Annotated in this window: 27 protein-coding genes and 1 tRNA gene; 16 read left to right on the forward strand and 12 right to left on the reverse strand. The window is 63.2% G+C overall.

Going from position 1 to position 26130, the window contains the following annotated elements:
- Nucleotides 1-8 precede the first annotated feature (8 nt).
- Nucleotides 9-698: a phosphate regulon transcriptional regulator PhoB gene (phoB, locus tag AC3CBN_RS11380; protein WP_488633141.1), complete on the reverse strand. Its 690-nt coding sequence runs from the start codon at nt 696-698 to the stop codon at nt 9-11.
- A gap of 119 nt (nt 699-817) precedes the next feature.
- A complete protein-coding gene (locus tag AC3CBN_RS11385) occupies nt 818-2503 on the reverse strand; it encodes a M48 family metalloprotease (protein ID WP_488633142.1) in 1686 nt (561 codons plus the stop codon).
- Nucleotides 2504-2760: 257 nt separating this feature from the next.
- On the opposite strand from AC3CBN_RS11385, the gene grxC reads away from it, so the two are divergent.
- From grxC to AC3CBN_RS11405, 4 genes are all read left to right on the forward strand, one after another.
- Nucleotides 2761-3024 carry a glutaredoxin 3 gene (gene grxC, locus AC3CBN_RS11390; RefSeq protein ID WP_488633143.1) on the forward strand — a complete coding sequence of 88 codons (264 nt, stop codon included), beginning with the start codon at nt 2761-2763 and terminating at the stop codon, nt 3022-3024.
- Nucleotides 3021-3425 (forward strand): carboxymuconolactone decarboxylase family protein, encoded by a 405-nt coding sequence (locus AC3CBN_RS11395; RefSeq protein WP_488633144.1) that lies wholly within the window; start codon nt 3021-3023, stop codon nt 3423-3425. Before grxC ends, AC3CBN_RS11395 begins: the two co-directional genes overlap by 4 nt.
- A gap of 203 nt (nt 3426-3628) precedes the next feature.
- Nucleotides 3629-4642: an isocitrate dehydrogenase gene (locus AC3CBN_RS11400; protein ID WP_488633145.1), complete on the forward strand. Its 1014-nt coding sequence runs from the start codon at nt 3629-3631 to the stop codon at nt 4640-4642.
- A 138-nt stretch (nt 4643-4780) separates the two neighbouring features.
- Nucleotides 4781-5857, forward strand: a complete 1077-nt coding sequence (locus AC3CBN_RS11405) for an acyltransferase family protein (RefSeq protein WP_488633146.1) — start codon at nt 4781-4783, stop codon at nt 5855-5857.
- Between the two features lie 45 nt (nt 5858-5902).
- On the opposite strand, the gene AC3CBN_RS11410 is transcribed toward AC3CBN_RS11405, so the two are convergent.
- From AC3CBN_RS11410 to AC3CBN_RS11440, 7 genes are all read right to left on the reverse strand, one after another.
- Nucleotides 5903-6370, reverse strand: a complete 468-nt coding sequence (locus tag AC3CBN_RS11410; RefSeq protein WP_488633147.1) for a carboxymuconolactone decarboxylase family protein — start codon at nt 6368-6370, stop codon at nt 5903-5905.
- A 32-nt stretch (nt 6371-6402) separates the two neighbouring features.
- Nucleotides 6403-7302 (reverse strand): RNA polymerase sigma factor SigJ, encoded by a 900-nt coding sequence (gene sigJ, locus AC3CBN_RS11415; RefSeq protein ID WP_488633148.1) that lies wholly within the window; start codon nt 7300-7302, stop codon nt 6403-6405.
- Nucleotides 7303-7360: 58 nt separating this feature from the next.
- Nucleotides 7361-8305, reverse strand: coding sequence for an aspartyl/asparaginyl beta-hydroxylase domain-containing protein (locus AC3CBN_RS11420; RefSeq protein WP_488633149.1), 945 nt, complete (start codon nt 8303-8305; stop codon nt 7361-7363).
- Nucleotides 8306-8391: 86 nt separating this feature from the next.
- On the reverse strand, nt 8392-9177 hold the full coding sequence (gene thiD / locus AC3CBN_RS11425) for a bifunctional hydroxymethylpyrimidine kinase/phosphomethylpyrimidine kinase (RefSeq protein ID WP_488633150.1): 786 nt from the start codon (nt 9175-9177) through the stop codon (nt 8392-8394).
- A gap of 198 nt (nt 9178-9375) precedes the next feature.
- Nucleotides 9376-10755 carry a PhoH family protein gene (locus AC3CBN_RS11430; RefSeq protein ID WP_488633151.1) on the reverse strand — a complete coding sequence of 460 codons (1380 nt, stop codon included), beginning with the start codon at nt 10753-10755 and terminating at the stop codon, nt 9376-9378.
- A gap of 151 nt (nt 10756-10906) precedes the next feature.
- Complete coding sequence (locus tag AC3CBN_RS11435; protein ID WP_488633152.1) at nt 10907-11368, reverse strand: peroxiredoxin; 462 nt, start codon at nt 11366-11368, stop codon at nt 10907-10909.
- A 271-nt stretch (nt 11369-11639) separates the two neighbouring features.
- Nucleotides 11640-12206 (reverse strand): glycine cleavage system transcriptional repressor, encoded by a 567-nt coding sequence (locus AC3CBN_RS11440; RefSeq protein ID WP_488633153.1) that lies wholly within the window; start codon nt 12204-12206, stop codon nt 11640-11642.
- Between the two features lie 185 nt (nt 12207-12391).
- On the opposite strand from AC3CBN_RS11440, the gene AC3CBN_RS11445 reads away from it, so the two are divergent.
- The 3 genes from AC3CBN_RS11445 (at nt 12392) to AC3CBN_RS11455 (ending at nt 14583) form a co-directional block, all read left to right on the forward strand.
- Nucleotides 12392-12898 (forward strand): hypothetical protein, encoded by a 507-nt coding sequence (locus AC3CBN_RS11445; protein WP_488633154.1) that lies wholly within the window; start codon nt 12392-12394, stop codon nt 12896-12898.
- Between the two features lie 159 nt (nt 12899-13057).
- On the forward strand, nt 13058-13951 hold the full coding sequence (gene dapA / locus AC3CBN_RS11450) for a 4-hydroxy-tetrahydrodipicolinate synthase (RefSeq protein WP_488633155.1): 894 nt from the start codon (nt 13058-13060) through the stop codon (nt 13949-13951).
- Nucleotides 13952-13989: 38 nt separating this feature from the next.
- Nucleotides 13990-14583 (forward strand): hypothetical protein, encoded by a 594-nt coding sequence (locus AC3CBN_RS11455; protein WP_488633156.1) that lies wholly within the window; start codon nt 13990-13992, stop codon nt 14581-14583.
- Nucleotides 14584-14672: 89 nt separating this feature from the next.
- Here the strand turns inward: AC3CBN_RS11455 and fdxA are convergent, their stop codons facing one another.
- Both fdxA and AC3CBN_RS11465 read right to left on the reverse strand, forming a co-directional pair.
- Nucleotides 14673-14996, reverse strand: a complete 324-nt coding sequence (gene fdxA / locus AC3CBN_RS11460; RefSeq protein ID WP_488633157.1) for a ferredoxin FdxA — start codon at nt 14994-14996, stop codon at nt 14673-14675.
- A gap of 49 nt (nt 14997-15045) precedes the next feature.
- A tRNA-Glu gene (locus tag AC3CBN_RS11465) sits at nt 15046-15121 on the reverse strand.
- 186 nt (nt 15122-15307) lie between these two features.
- Here AC3CBN_RS11465 and pcnB point away from each other — a divergent pair.
- From pcnB to pgi, 6 genes are all read left to right on the forward strand, one after another.
- Entirely contained in the window at nt 15308-16666 is a 1359-nt protein-coding gene (pcnB, locus tag AC3CBN_RS11470; RefSeq protein ID WP_488633158.1) for a polynucleotide adenylyltransferase PcnB, read from the forward strand.
- Nucleotides 16663-17145, forward strand: a complete 483-nt coding sequence (folK, locus tag AC3CBN_RS11475; protein WP_488633159.1) for a 2-amino-4-hydroxy-6-hydroxymethyldihydropteridine diphosphokinase — start codon at nt 16663-16665, stop codon at nt 17143-17145. The genes pcnB and folK overlap by 4 nt, the downstream gene beginning before the upstream one ends.
- A gap of 56 nt (nt 17146-17201) precedes the next feature.
- Nucleotides 17202-18032, forward strand: a complete 831-nt coding sequence (gene panB, locus AC3CBN_RS11480; RefSeq protein WP_488633160.1) for a 3-methyl-2-oxobutanoate hydroxymethyltransferase — start codon at nt 17202-17204, stop codon at nt 18030-18032.
- A 21-nt stretch (nt 18033-18053) separates the two neighbouring features.
- Nucleotides 18054-18899 carry a pantoate--beta-alanine ligase gene (panC, locus tag AC3CBN_RS11485; RefSeq protein WP_488633161.1) on the forward strand — a complete coding sequence of 282 codons (846 nt, stop codon included), beginning with the start codon at nt 18054-18056 and terminating at the stop codon, nt 18897-18899.
- A gap of 102 nt (nt 18900-19001) precedes the next feature.
- The gene (panD, locus tag AC3CBN_RS11490; protein WP_488633162.1) at nt 19002-19388 is read left to right on the forward strand and encodes an aspartate 1-decarboxylase; all 387 of its coding nucleotides are present in this window, start codon (nt 19002-19004) and stop codon (nt 19386-19388) included.
- Between the two features lie 111 nt (nt 19389-19499).
- Entirely contained in the window at nt 19500-21155 is a 1656-nt protein-coding gene (gene pgi, locus AC3CBN_RS11495; protein WP_488633163.1) for a glucose-6-phosphate isomerase, read from the forward strand.
- A gap of 58 nt (nt 21156-21213) precedes the next feature.
- Here the strand turns inward: pgi and queG are convergent, their stop codons facing one another.
- Nucleotides 21214-22284, reverse strand: a complete 1071-nt coding sequence (queG, locus tag AC3CBN_RS11500; RefSeq protein WP_488633164.1) for a tRNA epoxyqueuosine(34) reductase QueG — start codon at nt 22282-22284, stop codon at nt 21214-21216.
- A gap of 59 nt (nt 22285-22343) precedes the next feature.
- Here queG and AC3CBN_RS11505 point away from each other — a divergent pair, with 59 nt between their 5' ends.
- The 3 genes from AC3CBN_RS11505 to AC3CBN_RS11515 all read left to right on the forward strand — a co-directional run bounded on the left by AC3CBN_RS11505 (nt 22344) and on the right by AC3CBN_RS11515 (nt 26094).
- Nucleotides 22344-23825, forward strand: coding sequence for an NAD(P)H-hydrate dehydratase (locus AC3CBN_RS11505; protein WP_488633165.1), 1482 nt, complete (start codon nt 22344-22346; stop codon nt 23823-23825).
- Nucleotides 23822-24280 (forward strand): tRNA (adenosine(37)-N6)-threonylcarbamoyltransferase complex ATPase subunit type 1 TsaE, encoded by a 459-nt coding sequence (gene tsaE, locus AC3CBN_RS11510; RefSeq protein ID WP_488633166.1) that lies wholly within the window; start codon nt 23822-23824, stop codon nt 24278-24280. The genes AC3CBN_RS11505 and tsaE overlap by 4 nt, the downstream gene beginning before the upstream one ends.
- Nucleotides 24281-24492: 212 nt before the next feature.
- A complete protein-coding gene (locus AC3CBN_RS11515; protein WP_488633167.1) occupies nt 24493-26094 on the forward strand; it encodes an N-acetylmuramoyl-L-alanine amidase in 1602 nt (533 codons plus the stop codon).
- Nucleotides 26095-26130: the final 36 nt, after the last annotated feature.

Raw genomic sequence — 26130 nt, forward strand, 5'->3', positions numbered from 1 at the left:
CGGAAGCGTCAGAGGCTGGCGGAGAAACGGTAACCTGCGCCGCGCACGGTCTGCACCATGTCGTCGAGCTTCCATGGCTCTAGCGTCTTGCGCAGGCGACGGATGTGGACGTCCACAGTTCGTTCCTCCACGTACACGCTGCCGCCCCATACATGATCGAGCAGCTGCGCGCGCGAATAGACCCGCTCCGGGTGCGTCATGAAGAAGTACAGCAGGCGATATTCGGTGGGGCCGATGGTTACTGGGTCGTCGATGGCAAACACGCGATGCGCGGGACCATCAATACGCAGGCCGCCCAGTTCCACCATGCCTGAACCATCATCGCCCTGGCTGCGGCGCAACACCGCCTTGATGCGGGCCACCAGCTCACGCGTGGAGAACGGTTTGACGACGTAGTCATCCACTCCGGCTTCCAGGCCGTTGACGCGGTCCATCTCTTCGCCACGCGCGGTGAGCATGATGATCGGGACTTCCCGGCTCAGCTCCTCCTTGCGCAGGCGACGCGCCAGTTCAAGGCCGCTGGTGCCGGGCAGCATCCAATCGAGCAGGATCAGGTCCGGTACTTGTTCAGCAATGGCAAGTTGGGCCGCTCGTGCGTCGGCGGCGTGAATGGCGTCCATGCCAGCTTTGCGCAGGGCAAAGGCGACCATGTCGCGGATCGAGGCTTCATCTTCGACGATCAGAATGCGTTTATGCACGCGTGGGGTCCGCTTGGGTGCCTATGACGCAATTATTGCAACGGGAAATTGTTACGCCGCGATGACATTTCACGCCGGCACAACGTGACGGCGCTGTCATCGTCTCACAGGACAGGAAGTCAGCGGCGGGTTTCGTTGGCGCTGAAGCAGAGCCGCCCCTGGCAGTTGGCGCTGTTTTGTAGCGGTTGCTGGCTGCGCCCGTCGGGGTTGTCGTCGGTCTGCACCCTGCGTTTGCGCAACTCCATCACCAGCGGGGTGAGATCGTTGATGCGCGCCTGAATGCGGGCGCGAGCGTAGTAGTCCAGGTCCGAGCGCTGCAGGAGACGCTTGAGCTGTTCCATGGCGTCGAAAGGGCGTCCCGATAGGTAGGACGCATCGGCGAACGCCTCACCGGCGCGCACCGAGTCGCCGGCCTTGTCACTGGCGCGGGCGTAGCTGCGATACAGCTCGGGCTCGTCGTTGTTGTCGAGCATTGGCAGCAGCATCGTAGCGGCCTGCAAAGCCTCCTCCTTGGAGCCACCTTCCGTGAGCGCCTTTGCGTAGCCCAAGGCAATGGCGTGATTGCGCGGGGACTGCTGGTTCAGGTCGGCGTAGAGGGTGAGCGCTTCCGCGCGGCGTCCAGCCTGCAGCTTGGCGTCGGCCATGGCTTGGCGCAGAACCTGGTTGTCCGGATGTGCAGCCAGCGGTGGCTGCAGTTCGTCTACTGCCCTGGCGCCTCGGTTGCTGCGGACGAGCGCAAGGGCGTAGCCGTAGCGATTGGATGGTGTATCGAAGCCGTGCTGGTTCTGCAAATTGTTGGCGTAGTAGCTCGCGAGCTGTCCGGCATCACCCGACAACACGCGCACGCGCTCCCGCATCAGCAGGTAAGCATCCAGGCCGCCCTTGGTATCGTGGTTGCCGAGTGTCGTAGGGTCTTTGACGTACGAGATGGGCGCGGTGCTCTTTTCCCACTGGGTCTTGTCCAGTGTGGAGCCCGGGGGGCGCTGTTTTTGCCGGGCGATCAGGGAGCCGGCTCGCGCTTTGGCATCGCTGATGCGGTCCATGGAGACGGGATGGTCCTGCAGCAGGGCCGGCGTGTCGCCCAGATCACCGCCTGAACCCACGCGCAGGGTGTCTTCCATGCGCCCGAAGAACGAGGCCATGGCATTGGGGTCGTAGCCAGCGTTGGCCAGCGTCTGGATGCCGGCACGGTCGGCCTCGATTTCATCCTTGCGGGTAAAGTTGATCTGGCGCTGCATGAGCAGGCCCTGGCCACCCATCAAGATGGCGCCGGCCGCATCGCCGGCGCCCGCGCCAGCACCAGCGGCAATAGCGCCCAGCAGGACCAGCGCCATCAGTGGCGTGTCCTTCTTGGAGGCTTCGAAGGCACGCTGCAGGTGGTTCTGCGTGATGTGCCCGATTTCGTGGGCGATGACACCGGCCAGTTCGCTTTCGTTGTTGGTGATGGTGATCAGGCCGGAATTCACCGCGACATAGCCGCCGGGTGCGGCGAAAGCGTTGATGATGTTGTCCTTCGCGATGAAGAAGGAGAAATGCTCCTTGGGCTTCTCGCTGCCCGACACCAGGCGGTAGCCGAGGTCGTTGATGTAGTCGTCGAGCATGGGATCGTCCAGCACCATGTCGAGCGCGCGCATCTGGCGCAGCATGGCGGCACCGTAGTCCTGTGCTTCCTGCGGGGAAATAAGCGCGTTGGCCGAACTGCCGAGGTCGGGCAGGCGCACGTCGTGGTCCTGCGCCTGGGTGCCCATGGAGAGGCCCGCGCAGAGCAGCGCCGTCAGCAGGCGGGTGGGCGAGAACCGGCTCATGGGCTTCCTGCCTGTGCGAGGCGCGTCGACATGCGTTTTGCTGTCCTTGGACCGTCCACTCGTCGGCTGTTCCGGGCGTGGACCGGAGTGGGATACTGAAGCCGTTTGGCGGGGGCGTGTGCCATTCGCATAGGTCAGCGACAATACCATTAGTGACACCTGCTTACGGTGTCGGTTCAGTGTTGTCGAGCTTGTTTCCAGATGCGCTAACCCCCATCTGACAACGGTCGTATTTATTTTCGGTTCCGGAGTTTTTTGTGCCCAAGATCGAGGTCTATTCCACCGCAGTGTGCCCTTACTGCGTGTCGGCCAAGAACCTGCTCAAGTCCAAGGGGCTGGAGTGGAGCGAGGTGCGCATCGACACTGATTCCGCACAACGCGAACTGATGCTGGCACGCAGCGGCGGCCGTCGCACCGTGCCTCAAATCTTCATCAACGACCATCACGTGGGTGGTTTCGACGATCTGGTGGCCGCCGACCGCAGCGGCAAACTGGCCGAACTGCTGGGAGCCTCCGCATGAGCAAGCCCACTGACGAGCAAGCCGGCAAGGACCGCATCGCGGAGTTCACCGCGTTTCGTCAGCGCATGAACGAGCGCATCCTGTCCGAGGACAATCAGGTGGTGCGGCGCTTTTTCGCGCTGGACACGCAAACCTACAAGCCCGGCGCGCTGGACGTGAAGACCAAGGAACTGTTGGGCCTGGTCGCCTCCATGGTGCTGCGTTGCGACGACTGCATCAGCTACCACGTTGCCCAATGCAAGGAAGCGGGCGTGACGCGCGAAGAATTCTTCGAGACTTTCAGCGTAGGTCTGGTAGTGGGCGGTTCCATCGTCATTCCGCATCTGCGCCGCGCGGTGGACTTCCTCGACCAGCTGGAATCGGGCGGCACGGCTGCCGCGGACTGCGTCAGCCACGGCTGAGGACGGGAACAGGGCGGCGGCCCGCTCCTTGCCGCCGCCTTGACGCATGCGAGTTTATTCAATGCTGCATGCGAGGATTTGCAACGCCCGACCGGGCGTCCGCTCTGGCCGCATGATGTGGCATGGGGGATAATTGAAGGGATTTATAGCCCTGATGTCCCCTGCTTCAGGGTTGCGCGATTCTTATCCCAAGGAGTGTCCCCATGAGCAAGACCATTGCCGTGATTCCGGGCGACGGTATCGGCCCCGAGATCATGAACGCCACGCTGCGCGTGCTCGACGCCCTGGACTGCGGTCTGTCCTATGAGTTCGTTGATGCCGGCATGGTCGCGCTGGAGAAGAGCGGTGACCTGCTGCCGCAGCCGACACTCGACGCCATCGCCAAGCACAAGGTGGCCCTCAAGGGTCCGCTGACCACACCGGTCGGTGGTGGCTTCACCTCGATCAATGTGACCCTGCGTCGCCACTTTGACCTGTACGCCAACGTGCGTCCGGCGATCAGCTTCCCGGGCACCAAGGCGCGCTTCGAGAATATCGACATCATCACGGTGCGCGAGAATACCGAGGGCGCGTATCTGTCCGAAGGCCAGACGCTGTCGGAAGACGGCGAGACCGCCATCTCGATGGTGCGCAACACCCGCAAGGGTTCCAGCCGCATCGTGCGCTACGCCTTCGAGCTGGCCGTGAAGAAGGGCCGCAAGAAGGTCACCGCGGTGCACAAAGCCAACATCATCAAGACCGCGTCGGGCCTGTTCCTCAACGTGGCTCGCGAAATCGCCAAGGAATACCCGCAGATCGAGTTCAACGAGATGATCGTGGACAACGCCTGCATGCAACTGGTGATGAAGCCCGAGCAGTTCGACGTGATCGTCACCACCAACTTGTTCGGCGACATCCTGTCGGACCTGTGCGCAGGCCTCGTTGGCGGCTTGGGCCTGGCACCGGGCGACAACATCGGCACCGAGGCGGCCATCTTCGAAGCCGTGCACGGTTCCGCGCCGGACATTGCCGGCAAGGGCATCGCCAATCCGTGCGCGCTGCTGCTGGCCGCGGCCGACATGCTTGACCACCTTGGCATGGTGGAAAAGGGCGACAAGGTTCGTAACGCCATTCGCGACACCATGACCAACGATCGCGACAGCGTGACGCCGGACATTGGCGGCAAGGGCACCACGTCGAGCTTCGGCGACGCCATCGTCAAGCGCGTCAAGGGCTAATTGCAGCCCAAAGGGGATTGCTGCGATCCGTGATGGAGTCTCACGACCGCGTCCCGTTCCGGGATGCGGTCGTGCATGGATGCCATGTCGACTGGGGTGGATTCGCGCTTAGGGGGCGGTGTGTTTCGGACAAGGACGTTGGCTGATGCGCTGGATCGCGGGCAGGATAATTTTCTGCTGCTGCGTTTCCTTGCCGCTTCCCTGGTGATCTATGGCCACGGTCCCTCCATGAGCGGCGGACAGTCATGGCCTGACGTTTTCGCCTGGCTTGGCTGGGGTACGTACTCCGGCGATCTGGCGGTAGATATATTTTTCGTCACCAGCGGGTACATGATCGCCGGCAGCTATCTGCGTCGCCGCAATGTGTTCGACTTTCTGTGGGCCCGCGTACTGCGCATCTATCCGGCCTACGCGTTTTGCCTGGTGGCATCGGCATTCGTGCTGGGTCCGATATTCACTTCCATGGAACCCCACACCTACCTGGCCGATCACGGTACGTTCCACTACGTCGCCAAGAATCTGGAACTGGGCAAGGGGCTGGATTGGTATCTGCCGGGCGTATTCACGGCTAATCCGCTGCCAGGGATCGTCAACGGCTCGATCTGGACTCTTCCCGCCGAAGTGCGCATGTACCTGTGGGTTGCTGTCGTCGGCTTTCTAGGTGTGCTGGCGCGGCCGCGCTGGTGCAATGCCGTGCTGATCCTGCTTTTCGCCTGTGGCGTGGTGGCTCCCGAACGCCTTCCGTTGCTGCCGCTCGATACCTTTGTGCGTCTGGCCGCCTATTTTGCTGCCGGTGTCTTCTGCTACGTAAACAAGCAGTGGGTGCATTTCGGTTGGTGGTGGGTGATCGGATCTGGTGTGCTGGCATGGGCACTGCGCCACACGGTGGTCTACCCGCTGACACTCGGACTGGCGCTTACTGCATTCGTTTTTGCCTTCGCCTATGCCACTCCCTGGCGGGGCTTCAATCACTTCGGTGATTACTCGTATGGGCTGTATCTGTGGGGTTTTCCCATGCAGCAAGCGGTGGCGAGCCATGTTCCCGCGTGGGCACTGACTCTCAACGAGATCCTTGCGTGGCTGTTGGCTTTGCTGATGGCGATGGCGTCATGGCACTTCATCGAGAAGCCGGCATTGATGCTCAAGCATTGGCCAGGCCAGATCTATCAACGAATCCGCGCTGGCACCATGCAGAGCCAAGTGTCCAGCGACTAGCGTGGTTTGAAAAAAAAGCCCCTTGAACGAGGGGCTTTTTTTTCGTCAGGCGGCCTGCTTCACTGCAGGTTTGTAGCTGCCCGCCGGCGTCTGGAACGCGACGTTGATTCGGTTCCACGTGTTGATGAGGCCGAGGATCAGCGTGAGGTTCACCAGCTCTTCCTCGTTGAAGGCGGCGCTGGCCTGCGCGTACACCTCGTCGGACACACCGTGCTCGCCAAGGCGCGTCACGGCCTCGGCCCAGGCAAGCGCGGCACGTTCCCGCTCGCTGTACAAAGAGGCTTCACGCCAACCTGCCACCAGGTAGAGGCGCTGCTCGGTTTCACCCGCGGCGCGTGCGTCCTTGCTGTGCATGTCGAGGCAAAAGGCACAGCCGTTGATTTGCGAAACGCGCAACAGAACGAGCTCGACCATCGGCTTTTCGAGCCCGCACTGCTGGTGTACCACCTCGCCGAAATCGAGCAACGGCTTGATGGTCTGAAGATGCTTCATAACCGAAAGGCGCTTGGACATGGAGGTTCCTTGAACGCGACCACCATGGCCGCTCATGACAAGGACGTGCTCATGGGCAGATTCGTGACAGCTTCCAGGCGGGCCAGTTTTTCGGGGTTGCGCAGCGAATGGATGCTGACGATGCGCTCGCCATCGGTTTCGATCCACGCCACCGTCGCCAGCTTCGCATCCACCCAGGTCAGCAGGGCAGGGGCGCCGTTGAGCCATTGCAGCCGATGCACGATCGGCAGGTCGCGGTAACGCTGAGCGATGATCGAATACAGCCGCACGATGCGCTCGCCGCCATGCAGCGGCCGCAATGTGGCCGTCGCCTTGCCACCGCCGTCGGCCAGGTGAACCGCATCCTCGGCGAACAACGATTGCAGAGATTCCACGCTGGCCTGTTCAAGCGCATCCCGGAATTTTTCCAGCAGACGACGTTGCACTTCGGGTGCGTGCGTGAAGCGTGGTCGTCCGTCGCGCAATCGCTGCCTGGCGCGATGGACGCGCTGCCTGCAAGCGTCTTCGCTGATCTGCAGCATGGCCGCCGTTTCTGCGTGGCTGTAGTCGAACACCTGGCTCAGCAGGAACGCAGCGCGCTCTTCCGGACTCAATCGCTCAAGCAGCGCCAGGAACGAAAGGCTCAGGCTCTCGCTGCGTTCCAGTTTCCTCTCGGGTTGCTCCGAGTCTTCCACCAGCGGTTCGGGCAGCCACGGTCCGGTGTAGTGCGCGCGTTCGGTCTTCGCGCGGCGCAGGCGGTCGAGTGCCAGGCGTGTGGTCACCGTGACCAGCCAGGCTTCGGCATCATCGAGCGAGTTTGTGTCCTGCTGATGCCAGCGCAGCCAGGCATCGTGCAGGACGTCCTCGGCATCGGCTTGGGTACCGAGCATGCGGTAGGCCAGGCCAAGCAGACGAGGGCGATGTTTCTGGAAGACGGCGGTGGCGTGGTCCATGACGAGTTCCTCGGGAGACCTGACTCAAGGACGCACGACTACCGCCTTTCGTGACCGCTCAGCGCACGAGCGGCCAGGGAGCCAGGAAGATCAGCCAGATCAGCAGCAGCATGCCAACGTACTTGGCGGCGCGGAAAAGCTTCGGATGCTTCCTCTTGAACGCGCGGTTGCGTTCGCGGCTGCGTTGATTGAGCGCGAATACCCGGTTGACGAAGCCGGTCTTTTCTTCCGGCGATTCCGTGTTTGGAGAGGCGGTGATCTTGCCCATGAACGCGCCCACGCGATGATTGATCGCGCCCATCCAGCGGGTGCGCAGGGGGCGTTCCACGTCGGCGAACAGAATCACGCGCGTCTGGTCGGTGCGGTTCTCGGCCCAGTGCACGTAGGTCTCGTCGAATACCACGTCCTTGCCGTCGCCCCAGCTGTGTATTTCGCCGTCAACGAAGATGCGGCATTCCTCGGAGTTCGGCGTGATCAGGCCAAGGTGATAGCGCAGCGAACCGGCAAACGGGTCGCGATGCGGGTTGAGCTTGCTGCCGGGAGGCAGCAGCGCGAACATCGCGGCCTTGACGCTAGGGATCGAGCTGAGCAGAGCCACTGTCTTGGGACACAGCGCTTCGGCGGAGGCCAGCGGCTCGCCGTACCACTTGAGATAAAAGCGCTTCCAGCCCTGCTTGAAGAAGCTGTTGAAGCTAGCGTCGTTGTTCTTTTCCGCTGCGCGAATGTAGCCCTCGTCAAACAAGTGCAGCGCTTCCTCGCGAATGGTCTGCCAGTTGGCCTGCAGCAAGTCCAGCTGCGGAAAGCCGCGACGATCCAGGATGGGCTTGGCCGGCACTGCCGAAAATGCGTACATCAGCAGGTTGTAAGGCGCGAACACGGCAGAGTGATCCACCAGCTGCCGATCGAAGCGCAGTTTGGCGCGGCCGCGCAAGTGCACCAGCAGCACACAGAACGCGAACAGCAGGAACAGGGTCAGCAGTACGAGGCGCGGAGCAAGGATCATGGACGGGGCGCGACCGATGGACGGAAGCGGCCATTCTACTCTCTGGCCCGCCTCAACCCCGGGCCTGATTCAGCCGCGGTGCGGGTTCAGTGGCCGAGCACTTGCACCTGGCCGCCGCCAGGTCGGTAGCCGCGCCCAAGCGCTCGATGCACATAGGCGACTGCGCGCCGTACGGCGGAGCGGGGCGCCTGTCCCTTGGCCAACTCGGCAGCGATGGCGGACGCCAGTGTGCAGCCGGTGCCGTGCCCCTCGATGGCCATGCGCGGATGGCGCAGTTCCATGACGCCGCGAGCGTCGTAGAAACGATCGATCACGTCGCGTTCGTTGGAATGCCCGCCCTTGAGCAGCACGGCGCGGGCACCAAGAGCCAGCAAGGCCTCGCCGGCCGCACCGTAATCCTTCGCGGTCCGCAGCTTGCGCCCCAGCAGTGCCTCGGCTTCCGGCAGGTTGGGTGTCAATACATCGGCCAGTGGAATCAGTTCTTCCACCATGGCCTGCACAGCATCTTCATCGAGCAGTCGCGCACCGCTGGTGGCGATCATCACGGGATCGACCACCAGCCAGGTTGGTTTGCGCGCACGCATTTCGTTCGCCACCAGCCGGGTGACAGCCGCGCTGCCGAGCATGCCTGTCTTCACGGCACCGATCGGGAAATCATCAAACACCGCTGCGAGCTGGCTGCGGATGTGCTTGAGCGGCACCGTGTGCACCGCAGTGACTCCGCGTGTGTTTTGTGAAGTGATCGCTGCGATCACTGATAAACCATGCACGCCGCGAGCGTGGAAAGTTTTCAGGTCGGCCTGAATACCTGCACCACCGCCGGAATCGGAGCCGGCGATGGTGAGGGCGTTGGGTGGCGGGATGTTGTGCATGGACAGTGCCTGCTGGCGCGACGCTGACCATTATCGCCGCGACGAACCATGGCAGTACATCGCAAGGGAAGAAGCCACAAAAGTTTCCTCCCGCCCGTCATCCCGGCAAAAGTCGGAATCCAGCCTTTGAGGGGCCGGCGAAAGTCACTGGATCCCGGCTTTCGCCGGGATGACGGTCATGAGAGGTGAGGCGAAGAACTACAGGGCCTCCGATGCGAAATCCGCCAGTCGTGACCGCTCGCCACGACGCAGCGTGATATGCGCCGAGTGATCCCAGTGTTTGAAGCGATCCACCGCGTAGGTAAGACCCGAAGTGGTCTCGGTGAGGTAGGGCGTATCGATTTGCTCCACATTGCCGAGGCACACGATCTTGGTGCCTGGACCCGCGCGCGTGATCAATGTCTTCATCTGCTTGGGCGTGAGGTTCTGCGCCTCGTCGATGATCAGGTAGCGCGAAAGGAAGGTACGCCCGCGCATGAAGTTCATCGAGCGGATCTTGATGCGTGAGGCGAGCAGGTCGTTGGTGGCCTGGCGACCCCAACTGCCGCCTTCCTCGGGATTGGCGAGCACTTCGAGGTTGTCGGTGAGCGCGCCCATCCATGGCGTCATTTTTTCTTCCTCCGTGCCGGGCAGGAAGCCGATGTCTTCGCCCACCGAAACGGTGGCGCGCGTCATGATGATCTCGCGATACCGCTGCTGGTCCATCACTTGAGCCAGGCCTGCGGCGAGCGCCAGCAAGGTCTTGCCCGTGCCGGCGGTGCCGAGCAGGGTGACGAAGTCCACGTCCGGATCCATCAGCACGTTGAGCGCAAAATTCTGCTCGCGGTTGCGCGCGGCGATGCCCCATACGCTGTGGTTCGAATGGCTGTGGTCATCGAGCAGCACCAGCGTAGCTTTTACATCATCGACGTGCAGCACGCGCAGTTCGACGCTGTTGTCTCCCGGCAAGAACAAGCACTGATTGGGATACCAGTCCTCATCCTGATGCCGGTCGAGCTTGTAATACGTACGCCCGCGCTCATTCCATGATTGGACTTCCGGATGGCGATCCCAGAAGTTTTCGCCAAGCTCGGTGGAGCCGGTATAGAGCAGCGCGAAATCATCCAGCGCGCGGTCGTTTTCGTAATCCTCCGCATGGATGCCATAGATCTTGGCCTTGATACGAAGATTGATGTCCTTGCTGACCAGAATCACCGCGCGATCGGGGTTCTGGTCGCGCAGCTCGATCACGGCCGCCAGGATCAGGTTGTCGGCTTTGCCGTGACCATTGGTGGTGCGCTGCTGAAAGTACAGGCGCCCCACGCCGCTACCGCGCTTGAGGTTGATGCCCTGCGGGTTGGCCAGCTCGAGGCCATTGCTGATGCCATGACCGTTGCCGTGTTCGATCAGCTCGTTGAGAAAGCGGCTTACCTGGCGGCCGTTGCGCGACACTTCCGACGCGCCTTTCTTCTTTTCGTCCAATTCCTCCAGCACCGTCATGGGAATGAAGACGTCGTGCTCTTCAAAGCGAAACAGCGACGTCGGGTCGTGCAACAGCACATTGGTATCCAGAGCGTAGATGCGCTTGCTTCCGGTCATACGGAAGGAACCTCTTGAGAGTGCGAGGTGGAAGAACCGCGGCTAGCGGCATGCCGCGGGGCGCCGGCCGGTGCAGCCGGAGTTTCTTGCACAGCGTCGCCAACCTGCCCCAAGGAGCGGGCCGGGACGTGGCAATGAATACAGTCGGAAATCACTTGGCGGGAATAGCGTCGAGCACGGTCTGGGCGTGCCCTGGGACTTTCACGTTGCGCCATTCCTGGGCCAGCCTTCCTTCGGGATCGATCAGGAAGGTACTTCGTACGATACCCATGTGACGTTTTCCATACAGCACCTTCTCGTGGATCACATCGAAGGCCTGACACCAGGTTTCGTCGGGGTCGGAAACAAGCGGGAACGGCAGTTCCTGTTTCGTGGCGAAATTGGCGTGGGATTTCACCGAGTCGCGTGAGACACCGATGATTTGCGCGTGGCGTTTCTGAAACTTCGGATAGAGATCGCGAAAATCCTTCGCCTCGTTGGTGCAGCCGGGGGTGCTGTCCTTCGGATAGAAGTAAACAACGACCCATTGCCCCTTGAGTTCGTCGAGCTTCAGCTCGCTCCCGTCACTGGTTGGGCCTTTGAGCTTGGGGACTTTCTTGCCGACTTCGGGCATAGCTTCTCCTGCGAAGCGTTGAATGGCTTCGACTGATGGCTAGAATTTGGGAGATAAAGCGCGATGGCGGACAACGCGCGGGCAGGAGACAGGTGCCTCGTGATGGTCATGGCCTGACCCGCCTGCTGCATGCGTGGGTGCCTCCAGTGATGCCTTGGAGACAGAGACTAGCGCTTGCCGCCGCCGTTGACAGCTCTTGCAGCGCATGCCGCCAAGGGGCATGCTCGGAGTTCCGCAGGAGAAATGCCGAAAACGGCCCCTGCGGGCCGGTTCAGAACTTCACCGGATCCATGATGGCGTCGAGATTCAGGCCATCACAGAACTCCAGGAAATCATCGCGCAGCGCGGCAATATGCGTCGCCGCCGGAATGCCGATGGTGATCTGCGCCTGGAACATCTCCGCGCCCGTCTGCATTGCCTGGTAGCGCATCGAGCTCAATTGCTCGATCACGATGTCGCGGCGATCGAAGAAGTCGATGATCTTCACCAGGATGCCCGGACGGTCGGCCGAGATCACTTCGACCAGATAGGGCAGGAGGTGCGAATGATGTTCGCGCGGACCGGTGCGGTAATGGACCAGCCGCAGCTCTTCTTCACGTGCCAGCTTGGTCAGCGCCGATTCGAGCTTGGCCACGGCGTCCCACGCGCCGGTGGCGAGCAAGGTCAGCGAAGTGTCCGTGCCGATGGTGGACACCCTGGCGTCGGCCATATTGCAGCCGGCCTCGGCAATCCGCTTGGCCAGTGCCAGCAGCGGCGTGCGCGGAGAGGGAGTCAGCGTCTGGATCAGCAACTGGTTGTCGCTGCCTGCACGCGCGGAAGAACGGTTCAAGAGACCCACCTGTGGCAACCCCCGCACGTCGCGGGATGAAGGTTGACCGGTCGAGCTTACTGGTCGCTGCCGGAAGGTCGCAAGTAACGCGCGGAAGAAGGGGATCCACCATTAGCTTTGACGAACGATTGCGGACGGACATAGCATCAGGCCGTTGCACAGGTCATTTTCAATGGACTACCAAAGGGGGGGGTATGAAGCTCAAGGGTTCACTGCTTTTAGCTGTCACGCTAGTGATGTTGCTTCCGTTGGGATCGCTCCAAGCCAGGAAATCCGAGCCGCCGAGCGTCAAGGCCGAAACCAAGGACCAGTTCGCACAGGTGGCGGACCATGTCCGCGATCAAATGCAGACAGGGGGGCGGTTCGAGTTCATCAACGCCGATGAGCGCGTCACGGTTACCAAGGATCTCGGTGATATGCAGGCCCTATTCGACAAATTCGGTACGGTCGAAGCGATGGATGATGCGGGCAAGATCAAGCTCTACAACAATCAATCTGAGGTCAATGCAATCCTGACCCGTCGCGATGGCGATCGTGAAATTTGCGAGCAGGCGCCACCGACTGGCACCCTTATCCCCAAGACCACCTGTCGCAAGTACAGCGATATGGAGCGCGGCAGGCGGGATACGGTGAAAATGAAGGACGACATGATGCACACCACGCTTCCCACGCCATTCCTGGTTGGCCCAAACGCTCACTAGCGCTGATCGTGCCGCTCTGTCTCTGGGTCCGGTCCACAGCCAGACGGGCGGTTAACGCCAGAGCGATAGAGGCAAATACTGCCCGAAACCAAGCCCTGTATTGGCGGAAGAAGGTTTTCCAGTAACATGCAGGGCTTGGTTTTTCGGCCGGAGCAGGTTTTGAACATTCGCGGAAGCATCTGTGCGCTGGTGACGCCGTTCGCTGCGGATGGAGCGCTTGATCTTGCGGCTTTCGGGCGCCTGCTCGATTACCAGATCGAGGGTGGCACGGAGGGTGTGGTTGTCGCGGGGTCTACCGGCGAGGCACACATGCTCGAGCACGATGAATACGACCGCTTGCTCGCCTTCGCGCTGGAGCGTGTGGCCGGCCGCATTCCGGTCATTGCCGGCACCGGCGAGGCTGGCACAGCCAAGACGGTGGCGCTCACCCGTCGCGCCAAGGCGCTGGGTGCGGACGCCGCGCTGGTGGTGGCGCCTTATTACGTACGACCGACGCAGGAGGGCCTGCGCCGCCACTTCCTGGAAGTGGCCGAGCAGGGTGGCCTGCCGGTGCTGCTTTACAACGTGCCGACTCGCACCGCCTGTGATCTGCTGCCGGACACGGTGGCGGCACTGCGAGAGCACCCGGCCATCATCGGCATCAAGGAAGCCCTGGCCACCGACGAACGGATCCGTGCCTGTGCGGAACTTGCGCGTCCGGATTTCGTCTATCTGTCGGGTGACGATGGCACGGCCTGCAAGGCCATGCTGGCAGGCGGCGCCGGTACCATCTCGGTAGTAGCCAATTTGGTGCCTCGTGCGTTTCGCATGCTGTGCGACGCGGCTACAGCCGGAGACCGGCTTGAGGCGCAGCGTTGCGACGCGACGCTGATGCCGCTGGTGCAGGCGCTCAATTGCGCGCCGAATCCGATCGCGGTGAAGGCGGGCCTGCCGTCGCTGGGCTTGGGGTTGGCGGCGCCACGTCTGCCCCTTGTGGAATTGGAGGATGGCCTGGACCGCGTGCGACTTCGCGAAGCGCTTGCGGGTCTGGCATCCTTGGCGAATGCGGCCTGAAGTTTCGGGCACCTGATACTCCTACGGAATCTGCTTACATGAAGAAATCCCCGCTTGTCGTGGCCCTGCCGCTTTTGGCTGTGTCTGCACTGTTGCTCTCCGGCTGCGGCATGTTCCGTTCGCAGAAGGCCTGGGAGACCGCCAAACAGGAAACGCCGCTTGAGATTCCGCCGGGTCTGGACACGCCGTCCACCAGCGCTGCTCTGGTCATTCCGGAGTCAGGCGCCAACAACCCGACAGCCAATGGCGCAACTGCGCGCATCGGCAAGGCTGGCAGCGTAATCGCTGACGGTTTCGTGCTGAATGACAGCGTCGACAACACCTATCGCCGCGTGGGCCAGGCGCTGGAGAACGGTGATATCGGTCAGGTGATCGAGCATGATGATGCTGCGCGTACCTACACACTGAGCGTGGTTGCCTCGGACGAGCCAGAGGGCAAGAAGGGTTTCTTCAGCAGCATGTTCAACGGCAAGTCGAAGCAGACGGCCGATGCGCCAGGCGCCGCTCCGCATCAGGTGCACCTGACCGTGGACACCAGCGGCGAAAAGGCCAGCGAAGTGCGCGCACAGGGCGACGCCGCGGCCGTGGCGAAGGTGGTCGATACGCTCAAGGGTCGCCTCGGCGGCGGTTGAACGGCGCTCTTGGTTCAATGAAAAACGCCGCCCTGGGGCGGCGTTTTTCTTATTCAAATCTTGCCTGGAATGCCCGAGCCGGCAATGGCTCAGCGCTCGAGCAGGTCTATCTTGCCGGGTTTGTTTTCCCAATCCTTGGCGTCGGTCAGGGCGTCTTTGCGCTCCGTGATCACCGGCCAGCTCTTGGCCAGCTCCGCGTTCAGCACCACGAACGATTCCTGTCCGGCGGGCACGTCGTCCTCGGGGTAAATCGCATTGATCGGGCACTCCGGCTCGCACAAGGTGCAGTCGATGCACTCGTCCGGATTGATTACGAGGAAGTTGGGGCCTTCATGGAAGGCGTCGACTGGGCAAACCTCGACGCAATCAGTGTATTTGCACTTGATGCAGTTGTCGGTGACGACAAAAGTCATACTGTCGCGCGCCTGTCTTGGGTGGACTTGGCCCGTGCCAAGCCGGAAGTGGCGCTCCCTACGAGGTTCGAACTCGTGTTCCCGCCTTGAGAGGGCGGTGTCCTAGGCCACTAGACGAAGGGAGCGAAATGCACCGGAGCGCGGTAGTATAGCGGAATTGTTTCGCCCGGCAATGCCCGGGGATGACTTTTGTCCCCTTGTGCGAAACGATCCCGTCAGCTCTGTGAGGCCATGGCGGGCGTGGACGCGGTGCATGGTGCCGCGACTGATCGCTTTGAATGGCGCATTGCGCCTGCAAGGATCCAAACCGCTTGAATCACGACGCAAGGACCACCGTCACGCCTGCACTGCGCATCATTCCGCGCGAGCAGCATGTGATTTCGCGCAAGAACATCAGCAAGGCCGCTCTGCGCGTGCTCTATCGCCTCAATGAGGGCGGCTACCAGGCCTACCTCGTGGGCGGTGCCGTACGCGATCTGCTGCTTGGCGGGCATCCCAAGGATTTCGACGTGGCCACCAATGCCACGCCTGACGAGGTGAAGAAGCTATTTCGCAACTCGCGTCTGATCGGGCGCCGCTTCCGTCTGGCCCATGTGGTGTATGGGCCGGAGATCATCGAGGTCGCCACGTTCCGCGGCACCGGAGAAGAGGAGGGCGAGGGTGATCGCCATATCGTCGACGGCCGTATCGTGCGTGACAACGTGTGGGGCAGCATCGAGGAAGACGCGGTGCGCCGCGATTTCCGCGTCAACGCGCTCTACTACGACATCAGCGATTTCTCGGTACGCGATTACGTTGGCGGTATGCAGGACGTGGAAGATCGCGTACTGCATTTGATCGGCGACCCGGCTACACGTTATCGAGAAGACCCGGTGCGCATGCTGCGTGCTGTTCGGTTGGCGGCGAAGCTCAATTTCCGTATCGACACCGCTGCCGCGGCGCCCTTCGATGAACTCGGGCCGCTGTTGTCGGATGCCGCGCCGGCACGCCTGTTCGACGAATCGTTGAAGATGTTCCTGGCCGGCCATGGTCTGAAGAGCTTCCATATGCTCGAGCAGACCGGCCTGCTGAAGTTCATGTTTCCGGCTACCGCGCGCGCGCTGAAACGCGGCGACAAGGCGCTACGCCAGCTGGTCGAGCAGGGGCTGTCCAATACGGATGCGCGCGTGGCCGAAGGCAAATCGGTGACGCCGGCGTTCCTGTTCGCCGTGCTGTTGTGGGGTGAGGTGCGCGATCTGGCGCATACCTGGATTACCAAGGGTATGGATCCCAATGCGGCATGGGAACGTGCTGCTACGCATGTGGTTGGCGAGCAATGCCAGCGTGTCGCGATACCGCGCCGGTTCACCCTCACCATGGAAGAGATCTGGGCGCTGCAGCCGCGCTTCGAGCAGGTGCAGCGCAAGCGTGTGTTCCGCCTGATGACGCATCCGCGCTTCCGCGCTGCGTTTGATTTCCTGCTGTTGCGCGCGGAAGAGTCGCCGGCCATTCGTGAGTTGGGCGAGTGGTGGGCACACGCCCAGCAGCTACCGCACGAGACGCTCGCCGCCGCCTTGTCGGGCAGTGCGCCGGTCGGCACGGTCGAAACTGTTGCGGCTGCCCTGAAACCCCGCAAGCGTCGCCGGCGCAAGCCAGCGGGCAAATCGAGCGGAAAGTCGGATCCCGCGTGACCGAAGCCTATATCGCGCTAGGCAGCAACATGGGCGATGCACGCGGCCATGTGCTGGGCGCATGTGATGCGATGGCGCACTTGCCGGGGACGCGACTGCTGGCGCGCTCGCATCTGTACCTCACGCCGCCGTGGGGCATGCTGGAGCAGCCGCCGTTCGTCAATGCTGTCGTGCGCATCGACACCGCACTGTCGCCCCAGGCATTACTCGATGCCTTGCTGGTGATCGAGCGCGCCGCCGGGCGTGTGCGTGATGGCGAGCGCTGGGGGCCTCGCACGCTCGATCTGGATGTGCTGACCATGGATGAGGTGATCCTGGCTGATGAACGACTCACACTGCCGCATCCGCGCATCCGCGAACGCGCCTTCGTATTGCTGCCGTTGAGCGATCTGGCGCCGGATCTCGTGCTGCCGGGCCAGGGGCGCGTGGCAGACCTGCTGGCTGCGCTTGATACGACCGGGCTTGAACGCCTGGCTTGAGCCCTTCACGCCCGGCACGGGATAATCACCGTCTGTTTTCGCCTCTAGGAATCGTTGTGTACGCGCAAAAAGCGAACGCACCCACGCGCAAGCCGGTCACCGTGCCGTCGCTGCGCGCGATGAAGGCGGAAGGTCGCCGCATCGTCATGCTGACTGCGTATGACGCCAGCTTTGCGGCCCAGCTTGAGCTGGCTGGTGTCGACATCGCACTGGTGGGCGATTCCCTCGGTATGGTGATCCAGGGGCATTCGAGCACGCTGCCGGTCACGCTCGATCACATGGTCTATCACACCAGCGCCGCCGCGCGCGGCTTGAACGCGACCCTGCTGGTGGCGGATCTGCCGTTCATGTCCGACCGCGATGTCGCGCATGCGCTTGAGGCGGGTGCACGGCTGGTGGGCGAGGGCGGTGCGGCCATGGTGAAGATTGAAGGTGCCGCGCCCCATATCCTCGAAGTGATCTCGGCGCTGGTGGAGCGAGTGATTCCGGTTTGCGCGCACCTGGGCCTGACGCCCCAATCGGTGCACAAGTTCGGCGGTTTCCGCATCCAGGGTCGCGCGCAAGAGGCGGCGGACCAATTGGTGGCCCAAGCCCAAGCAGTGGAAGCAGCCGGTGCGCAACTGCTGGTGCTGGAAGGCATTCCGACCACACTGGGCGAACGCATCACTCGAGCCGTCTCCATTCCGACCATCGGCATCGGCGCCGGCCCGCATTGCGACGGCCAGGTGCTGGTGATTCACGACATGCTGGGCATCACCCCCGGCAAGCGTCCAAAATTCAGCAAGGATTTCCTCGCAGGACGCGACTCTGTGGCTGCGGCGATCGCGGCCTATGCCGAGGACGTGCGCAGCGGCGCCTTCCCGGCCCCGGAACACTGCTTCGACTGAAGCGACACAGAGCAAGCATTTATGCAGACAGTGCAAGACACCGCGGCGCTGCGCGCCACGATCCGCGGCTGGCGCAGCCAGGGCCTGACCGTGGGCTTCGTGCCCACCTTGGGCAACCTGCATGCCGGTCACCATTCGTTGATCAAACTGGCCCGTGCCCGTGCCGAGCGCGTGGTGGCCAGCGTCTTCGTGAACCCCACCCAGTTCGGCCCGAACGAGGATTTCGAGCGTTATCCGCGCACTCTGGTGCAGGATCAGGCCGGCCTGGCCGAGGCCGAGTGCGACCTGCTGTTCGCGCCGGAAATAGCCACCATCTACCCGTTCGGCCCCGTCGGCAGCGTGAGTATCCATGTGCCGCAGCTCACCGAGACGCTGGAGGGCGCGCATCGCCCTGGCCATTTCGACGGCGTCGCCACGGTGGTGTGCAAGCTGTTCAACCTGGTGCAGCCGGATCTGGCCGTGTTCGGCCAGAAAGACTTCCAGCAGCTGAAAGTCATCGAGCGCATGGTGCGAGACCTGTCGCTGCCGGTGAAGATCATGGCGGCACCGACCTGGCGTGGCGACGACGGCCTGGCGTTGAGCTCACGGAACCAGTACCTGTCCGCCGAAGAGCGTGCGCTGGCGCCCCAGGTGTACGCCACGCTCCAGCAGATGCGCGACCTGATCGCTAAGGGCCATGCCCGCACAGTGGTGGAACAGGCGGCGGCCTCCAAGCTGGCCCGGGCCGGTTTTGAGCCGGATTACGCGGCCATCCGCCGAGTCGAGGACCTTGCCGAGCCGGCCGATGGCGAGCGTGAAGGCCTGGTGGCGCTGATTGCGGCACGCCTGGGCAAGACCCGTCTGATCGACAACTTGCCGTTCGACTGAATGTCCCCATATCGGGGCCAGCCGAGGGCGATGTTGCGGTGCGATGCGCCCCGGTCGGATAATGGTGAGCTACGCGATCTGTACCCCCGGAAAATTGAAGTCATGAACCTGAACATGCTCAAGGCCAAGATTCACCGTGCCACGGTGACCCACGCCGAGCTTCATTACGAAGGCTCCATCGCCATCGACGGCCTGCTGCTCGATGCCTCCGGCATCCGCGAGTATGAGCAAATTCACGCCTGGAACATCAACAACGGCAAGCGCTTCGTCACCTATGCGCTGCGTGCCGAGGAAGGTTCCGGCATCATCTCGGTCAATGGCAGCGCGGCCCATCGCGCCCAGCCGGGCGACCTGATCATCATCGCCGCGTTCGCGCAGCTCTCCGAGGCCGAAGTCGAGCAGTTCCAGCCGACCCTGGTTTACGTGGACGCCGACAACCGCATCTCGCACACCAATCGCTCCATCCCGAAGCAGATGGCAGTGGCCTGAACCCACTTGCCCCGCCTGCCGGTGGGGTAAGGTTGCGGTGCAACAATCTGCTGGCGCGAGACGCTGGGAGCTGCGTAAGATCAGAGCTCCCTCCGTCACGCATGAGCCACCATGTCGCCCGAACGCCGTTCGTCCTTCCTGGCAGAGCACGTCGATCGTCTTGCACGCACACACCTGCGTGAATTGCTGAAGGACATCGCGCGCGGCAAGCGTCTGCGCCACCGGGTTGGGCCCATCCTGTTGGATCTCAGTCGCCAGAAGCTCGACGGCGCAGCACTCGACGCGCTGGGCGCGCACGTGGAAGCCAGCGGCTGGCAAGCGGCACGCGATGCGATGTTCGCGGGCGCCCCCATCAACACCTCCGAAGGACGCGCCGTGCTGCATACGGCGTTGCGTGCGAGTGGCTCGCAGCTGCCTTCGCCGGCTCCGCGCGAGGCGCTGCAGGAGATCGAGCAGGCATTGCATCGCATCGACGGCCTGGCACAGGCGGTCGGACTGGGCGATGCCTCCGCTTTCGGCATCGCGCCAGGTATTACCGACGTGGTCAACATCGGCATCGGCGGCTCGGATCTCGGACCGCGATTAGCCGTTCGCGCACTCGCGCCGTACCACGTGCCGGGTCTGCGCAGTCATTTCCTCACCAATGTGGATGGCCAGTCGGCGTACGAGTTGATGCATCAGCTCGACCCTAAGCGCACCCTGGTGATCGTGGTCTCGAAGACTTTCACCACGCAGGAAACCCTGCTCAACGGCAACGTGATGCGCGAGTGGATCAGCCGCGCGTATGACGGCGATGCTGCTGCCGTATCGCGCCATTTCCTGGCCGTGAGTGCGAACGTCGCCGCGGCTGAAAGCTGGGGCGTGCCGGCGGCGCAGGTGTACCCGATGTGGGATTTCGTCGGCGGCCGTTTCTCGCTGTGGTCGGCGGTGGGGCTGTCGCTTGCGCTGGCTATCGGTTGCTACAACTTCCATGCCTTGCTCAAGGGTGCGGCGCACATCGACGATCACTTCCGTAGCGCGCCGTGGCAGGAGAATCTGCCGGTGCTGCTGAGCATGGTGGAGCTGTGGAACCGTAATGCGCAGGGGCGCGCCAGTCGCGCCGTGGTGCCGTATGCGGACCTGCTTACCGATCTCACCTCCTACCTGCAGCAACTGGAAATGGAGAGCCTGGGCAAGCAGGTGACGCCGCAGGGGCAGCAGGTGGCGCAGGCTACTTCGCCGGTGGTGTGGGGCAGCGTGGGCACCAATGCGCAGCATGCGTACTTCCAGTCGCTGCATCAGGGCACCGATGTGGTGCCGCTGGAGTTCATCGGCGTGGTGAAACCCGCGCACGACCTGGCCGCCAATCACGATGCCTTGCTGTCCAATCTGCTGGCGCAGGCCGCCGCGCTGGCACTGGGCAAGACGTTCGGCGAAGCATTGGCCGAGGCGAAGCAAGGCAGTGAAGAGGAGCGCCGCGTGCTCGCGGCGCAGCGAACCTTCCCGGGCGATCGCCCCAGCACGGTGATCCTGCTCGACGCACTCACGCCTGAGACACTGGGCGCGCTGATCGCGTTGTACGAGCACAAGGTGTTCATGCTCGGCCATCTGTGGAACATCAACGCTTTCGATCAGTGGGGCGTGGAACTGGGCAAGTCAATCGCGCGCCAGATCCTGCCGGCGCTGGACGGTAGCGCGGAAGACACCTCGGCATTCGATTCGGCCACTGGCGCGTTGATCGAAGCAATCCATCAACGTCGCCTCACGCTGGAGAAGCACGACCGCTGAGCGATCGCCGCGTCGACGCAATATCGGTTTTTCGCGCGCTGACTCCGCTCGCACGCGTCTAGGCGGCGTGCCGGGCCAATGCCCACGCCACGTGCTCGCGCACGATGCCTGACGGGTGTTCGGCGCGCGCCAGCAGTGCCTGGCGCACTTCGTCGGAATGCGGTGCGTTGCCCAACGCCACCGCGATATTGCGCAGCCAGCCTTCGTAGCCCGTGCGGCGGATTGCCATGCCTTCGGTGCGCTGCAGGAATTCCTGCTCGCTCCAGCCAAACAACTCCACCAGTTTCGCGCCGTCGAGGCTGTGGCGTGGCGCGAAATCGGGTTCGGTGGCGTCCTGCGCGAACTTGTTCCACGGACAGATAAGCTGGCAATCGTCACAACCGAAGATGCGGTTGCCCATGGGGGCACGCAGCTCTTCGGGAATGCTGCCGCGCAGTTCGATGGTGAGATACGAGATACAGCGGCGCGCATCGAGTTTGTACGGCGCGATGATCGCCTGCGTCGGGCAGATGTCGATGCAACGCCGGCAACTGCCGCAGTGCGCACTGGCGGGTTCGTCGATAGGCAGCGGCAAGTCGGTGTATAGCTCGCCGAGAAAGAAGTACGAGCCGGCGTGACGATTGATCAACACCGTGTGCTTTCCGATCCAGCCCAGTCCGGCGTTGCGCGCCAAGGCCTTTTCCAATACCGGTGCGGAGTCGACGAAGGCGCGGTAGCCGAAATCGCCGACGGCGCCGTGGATACGTTCTGCCAGCTTCTGCAGCCGGTTGCGCATCAGCTTGTGGTAGTCACGACCCAGAGCGTAACGCGCCACATAACCGGCCTCGGCGTCGTCCAGTACGTTCCACGCGTTGCGTGTGCCGGGCGGTATGTAATCCATGCGGACGGTAACCACGCGCACCGTGCCCGGCTCCAGCTCGGCGGGGCGACTGCGCTTGTCGCCGTGGCGTGCCATGTAGTCCATCTCGCCATGATGGCCTTCTTCCAGCCAGCGCTTCAGGTGCAGCTCGTCGTCGCCCAGGTTCGTGCCTGCGATGCCTGCATCAGCAAAGCCCAGCTCGCGTGCCCAACACTTGATGTCGTGGGCGAGTGCGGCGTAATCGGTCAATGGGCGTGCGGTGTGGGGCATGCGCCTATTGTAGGCGCTGCGCGCGCGGCGCTCGCCGTCCGCATGCCTATAATTCCCGCATGACTGCCAGCGCCCATCGCCACGAGCTCTATACCGTCGACCAGGTCCGCGCACTCGATCGCCGTGCCATCGATGAGTTTGGCATCCCCGGATACGAACTCATGCAGCGTGCGGCCGCCGCTGCCCTTGTCTGTCTTCGTCTGCACTGGCCGCATGCCAGGCGTATCGCGGTGTACTGCGGGCAGGGCAACAACGGCGGCGACGGGTTCCTGCTTGCCGCGCTTGCCCGCGAGGCAGGGTTGCATGCGGAAGTCATCGCACTGGGCGAAAGCCGTGGCGATGATGCCGTGCGTGCACGGCGGGAGTTCGAGCATCGTGGCGCGGTGCGCACCTGGCACGAGGACATCGAGCTGCCAGCGGTGGATGTACAGGTGGACGCGCTTTTCGGCACCGGATTGCAACGCGCGCTGGCACCGGAAATAGCCGATCTGATGCGGCGCATTCGCGCGCTTGGTGCGCCGGTCTTGGCGCTCGATGTGCCCTCAGGCGTGAACGCCGATTCCGGAAACGTGCTCGGCGAAGCGATGCAGGCCGATGTCACGGTCACGTTCATTGCCGCCAAGCGCGGTCTCTACACCGGCTTGGCACCGGGTTACGTGGGGCAGGTGCAGTGGGAGCCGCTGGGGCTGCCCGAAACGTTGTGGCAGGGCTTCCAGGCCGATGCGGAACTGCTGCAGCCGGCGACGCTGCCGCCGCGTCCTCGTCAATCGCACAAAGGTAACAACGGCCATGTGCTGGCGATTGGTGGTGAGCACGGCACCGCGGGCGCCATCCGTCTCTGTGGCGAGGCGGCGCTGCGCGCCGGCGCGGGGTTGGTGAGCGTGGCCACTCGCCCCAAGAACCTTATGGCGCTCAACAGCGCGCGACCGGAACTGATGGCCCACGAGGTCAACGGACCGCAGGCGCTGGAAGCACTGTTGCCGCGGGCGACCGTGCTTGCGGTGGGGCCCGGGCTGGGACAGGGCGCATGGGGTCATGCGCTGTGGCTGACCGCGCTGGATGCCGGCCTGCCGCTGGTGCTCGACGCGGATGGATTGAACCTGCTGGCGCGCGAACCGCGTCAGCTCAAGGGCGTCGCCGTGCTCACGCCGCATCCGGGTGAGGCGGCACGATTGCTGGGTTGCGATACCGCCACCATCGGTGCGGATCGGTTCGAAGCGGCGCGTCAGTTGGCCAGACGCCATGGCGCCGTGGTCGTTCTCAAGGGCGCGGGCAGCCTGGTGGCTGATCCCGAAGGACGTGTGATGGTGTGTCCATGGGGCAATCCCGGCATGGCCACAGGCGGCATGGGAGACGTTTTGACGGGCATTGTCGCGGCCCTGCTGGCTCAGGGGTGCGATGCCTGGACGGCGGCCTGCCTGGGCGTAGGCCTGCACGCACGTGCAGGCGACTTGGCCGCCAGGCGCCATGGCGAGCGCGGCCTGCTGGCCAGCGACCTGTTTGAACCACTCAGACTGCTGCTCAATGGGCGGGAATCATGACGGAACACGGTTGGGAGCTTCCGGATGAGGCAGCTACCGCGGCGCTGGCCGCTCGTCTGGCCGGCGCACTCGACGGAGGGCTGGTGGTTTATCTCCACGGTGAGCTTGGGGCCGGCAAGACCAGCTTTGCCCGCGCCTTGCTGAGAGCGCTGGGCGTGGGCGAGCGCATCAAAAGCCCAACTTATAGCCTGGTCGAGTCGTATCGCGCCCGAGAGCTGCCGGCCTGGCACCTCGATCTCTATCGCATCGCCGACCCCGGCGAACTGGAATGGCTGGGTCTGGATGCCTTGTCCGACCCGGGCGCGCTGGTGTTGGTGGAATGGCCCGAACGAGGTGCGGGCGCGTTGCCGGCCCCGGATCTGGTGGTGCATCTGGGCTACGCCGGCACCGGTCGGAAGGCAATGGTGGAGCCGCGTAGCGAACGCGGCGTCCGGGTGGCTTCGCGACTCGCCTGAGCCGCGTCCGCAGGTACTGACGAACGGCACCTGTCAGCTAAGTATCGGTAGTCATTGAGATTTTTCCTGTCATTCCGTCGGCAGATTAAGCCTTCAGTTTGTGTGGGTTGCGGCCGATAGCTGGATGTTGTCTGACAAACTTCGTGCAGGTTATGGATATTCAAGGGAAAACCTCTTGCATTCAGCGAAAGGCTGGGCTTCAATTCCGCTCCATGAAGGGATCTCGGACGCATGCTGCTCAGTTTGGCGCCATCGCCCTGATGGCCTTGGTGCCGTTTTGTGCTGCGCATGCCGCCGATGTGAAGTCCGCGCGCGTCTGGGCCGGCCCTGAATACACCCGGGTAGTGCTGGATGTGTCTGGCCCGGTTACCTACAAGGTCAAGCAGGACGGCGACCAGCTCACCGTCGATGTGGAGAGCAGCTCCATCAGCGACAGCTTCAGCTCGCCGGCTGCGCAAGGCCTGTACAAGGGCCTCAGCGGTGCACGGCAGGGCAGCAACGTCAGGCTCACGGCGAAGATCGATCCGACAAGCAACGTCAAGAGCTTCCTGTTGAACCCGCAGGCGGAATACGGATACCGCCTGGTGGTCGACCTTTATCCGGGCAGTGGTGTGGCAGCCAAGCCGACGCGCCCAATCGAGACCGACGACAGCGCAACGGCGTCTGCGGCTGCCGACCCGACGCCTCCGCCGATGCCGGTGTCCGAACCTTCACCGGTGCGCAATACCGGCAAGTCTTCGCTCAAGCCGACGCAGAGCGGCATGGCGTCGACCCGCGCGGCGGCGGCCCTGTTGAACGGCGAGCGCAAGGTGGTGATTGCCGTCGACGCCGGCCACGGTGGCGACGATCCCGGCGCCCATGGCCCGGGTGGCACGCTGGAGAAGAACGTCACGCTGGCTGTGGCTCGCCAGCTCGCCGACCAGATCAACCAGCAGCCCGGCATGCGTGCCGTGCTCACGCGCAGCGCGGATTTCTTCATCCCGCTGGCGCAGCGCTACCAGATAGCACGCAACAACTCGGCTGACCTGTTCATCTCGATCCATGCCGATGCATTCATCAACGGCGACGCCAAGGGCTCGTCGGTGTGGGTGTTGTCGCCGCGCGGCAAGACCAGCATGGCGGCCCGCTGGCTGGCGGACGGCCAGAACCGTGCCGACCTGATCGGCGGCGTGACGCTCGATGACAAGAACGACGGCCTGGCCGCCGTGCTGCTCGACCTGCAGCAGGGCTACTCGATGCAGGCCAGCGAGTCGGTGGCCGGTAACGTGCTGAAGGCGCTGGGTAATCTCGGTCCGACCCATCGCGGCTATGTGGAACGCGCCAACTTCGTGGTGCTGCGTTCCCCGGATGTCCCCTCGATCCTGGTCGAGACGGCTTTCATCAGCAATCCGGACGAGGAGCGCAAGTTGCGCGATTCCTCGCATCAGGCGCGCCTGGCCACGGCGGTGATGAACGGCGTCAAGGGTTATTTCGAAGCCACGCCACCACCAGGTAGCTGGTTTGCGGCGCAGGCGTCACGCCGCAACGGCGTCGCAACGATGGCCTCCTCGCAGGTCGATGACGACGACACCTCGGTCAAGGCTGGCAAGGCAGTAGCTCAGGCCATGTCTTCCACCGCGAACAACGGTTCCGACAGTGATACCGCCCGTGCAGACGATGGTGTGCGTGACCTGCATCGTGTCGAGCGGGGCGAGAGTCTACGCAGCATTGCCCACCAGTATGGGGTGAGTGTGAACGCACTGAAGAGCGCCAATCGCATCGATGGCGACAGCAATGTGCGCGTAGGCATGATGCTGACCATTCCGGCCGGTTGAAGCGCTCAGCCCGAGATACTGGCGCCGCCTTCGGGC

This window comes from Dyella sp. OK584 (assembly GCF_057787755.1).

Excerpts from the sequence above, each read along its gene's own strand:
- AC3CBN_RS11385 (WP_488633142.1), bottom strand. The coding sequence starts at position 2,503 with ATGAGCCGGTTCTCGCCCACCCGCCTGCTGACGGCGCTGCTCTGCGCG.
- AC3CBN_RS11395 (WP_488633144.1), top strand. The coding sequence starts at position 3,021 with ATGAGCAAGCCCACTGACGAGCAAGCCGGCAAGGACCGCATCGCGGAG.
- AC3CBN_RS11400 (WP_488633145.1), top strand. The coding sequence starts at position 3,629 with ATGAGCAAGACCATTGCCGTGATTCCGGGCGACGGTATCGGCCCCGAG.
- AC3CBN_RS11410 (WP_488633147.1), bottom strand. The coding sequence starts at position 6,370 with ATGTCCAAGCGCCTTTCGGTTATGAAGCATCTTCAGACCATCAAGCCG.
- sigJ (WP_488633148.1), bottom strand. The coding sequence starts at position 7,302 with ATGGACCACGCCACCGCCGTCTTCCAGAAACATCGCCCTCGTCTGCTT.
- AC3CBN_RS11420 (WP_488633149.1), bottom strand. The coding sequence starts at position 8,305 with ATGATCCTTGCTCCGCGCCTCGTACTGCTGACCCTGTTCCTGCTGTTC.
- thiD (WP_488633150.1), bottom strand. The coding sequence starts at position 9,177 with ATGCACAACATCCCGCCACCCAACGCCCTCACCATCGCCGGCTCCGAT.
- AC3CBN_RS11430 (WP_488633151.1), bottom strand. The coding sequence starts at position 10,755 with ATGACCGGAAGCAAGCGCATCTACGCTCTGGATACCAATGTGCTGTTG.
- AC3CBN_RS11435 (WP_488633152.1), bottom strand. The coding sequence starts at position 11,368 with ATGCCCGAAGTCGGCAAGAAAGTCCCCAAGCTCAAAGGCCCAACCAGT.
- AC3CBN_RS11445 (WP_488633154.1), top strand. The coding sequence starts at position 12,392 with ATGAAGCTCAAGGGTTCACTGCTTTTAGCTGTCACGCTAGTGATGTTG.
- AC3CBN_RS11455 (WP_488633156.1), top strand. The coding sequence starts at position 13,990 with ATGAAGAAATCCCCGCTTGTCGTGGCCCTGCCGCTTTTGGCTGTGTCT.
- fdxA (WP_488633157.1), bottom strand. The coding sequence starts at position 14,996 with ATGACTTTTGTCGTCACCGACAACTGCATCAAGTGCAAATACACTGAT.
- panC (WP_488633161.1), top strand. The coding sequence starts at position 18,054 with ATGCAGACAGTGCAAGACACCGCGGCGCTGCGCGCCACGATCCGCGGC.
- panD (WP_488633162.1), top strand. The coding sequence starts at position 19,002 with ATGAACCTGAACATGCTCAAGGCCAAGATTCACCGTGCCACGGTGACC.
- pgi (WP_488633163.1), top strand. The coding sequence starts at position 19,500 with ATGTCGCCCGAACGCCGTTCGTCCTTCCTGGCAGAGCACGTCGATCGT.
- queG (WP_488633164.1), bottom strand. The coding sequence starts at position 22,284 with ATGCCCCACACCGCACGCCCATTGACCGATTACGCCGCACTCGCCCAC.
- AC3CBN_RS11505 (WP_488633165.1), top strand. The coding sequence starts at position 22,344 with ATGACTGCCAGCGCCCATCGCCACGAGCTCTATACCGTCGACCAGGTC.
- tsaE (WP_488633166.1), top strand. The coding sequence starts at position 23,822 with ATGACGGAACACGGTTGGGAGCTTCCGGATGAGGCAGCTACCGCGGCG.
- AC3CBN_RS11515 (WP_488633167.1), top strand. The coding sequence starts at position 24,493 with ATGAAGGGATCTCGGACGCATGCTGCTCAGTTTGGCGCCATCGCCCTG.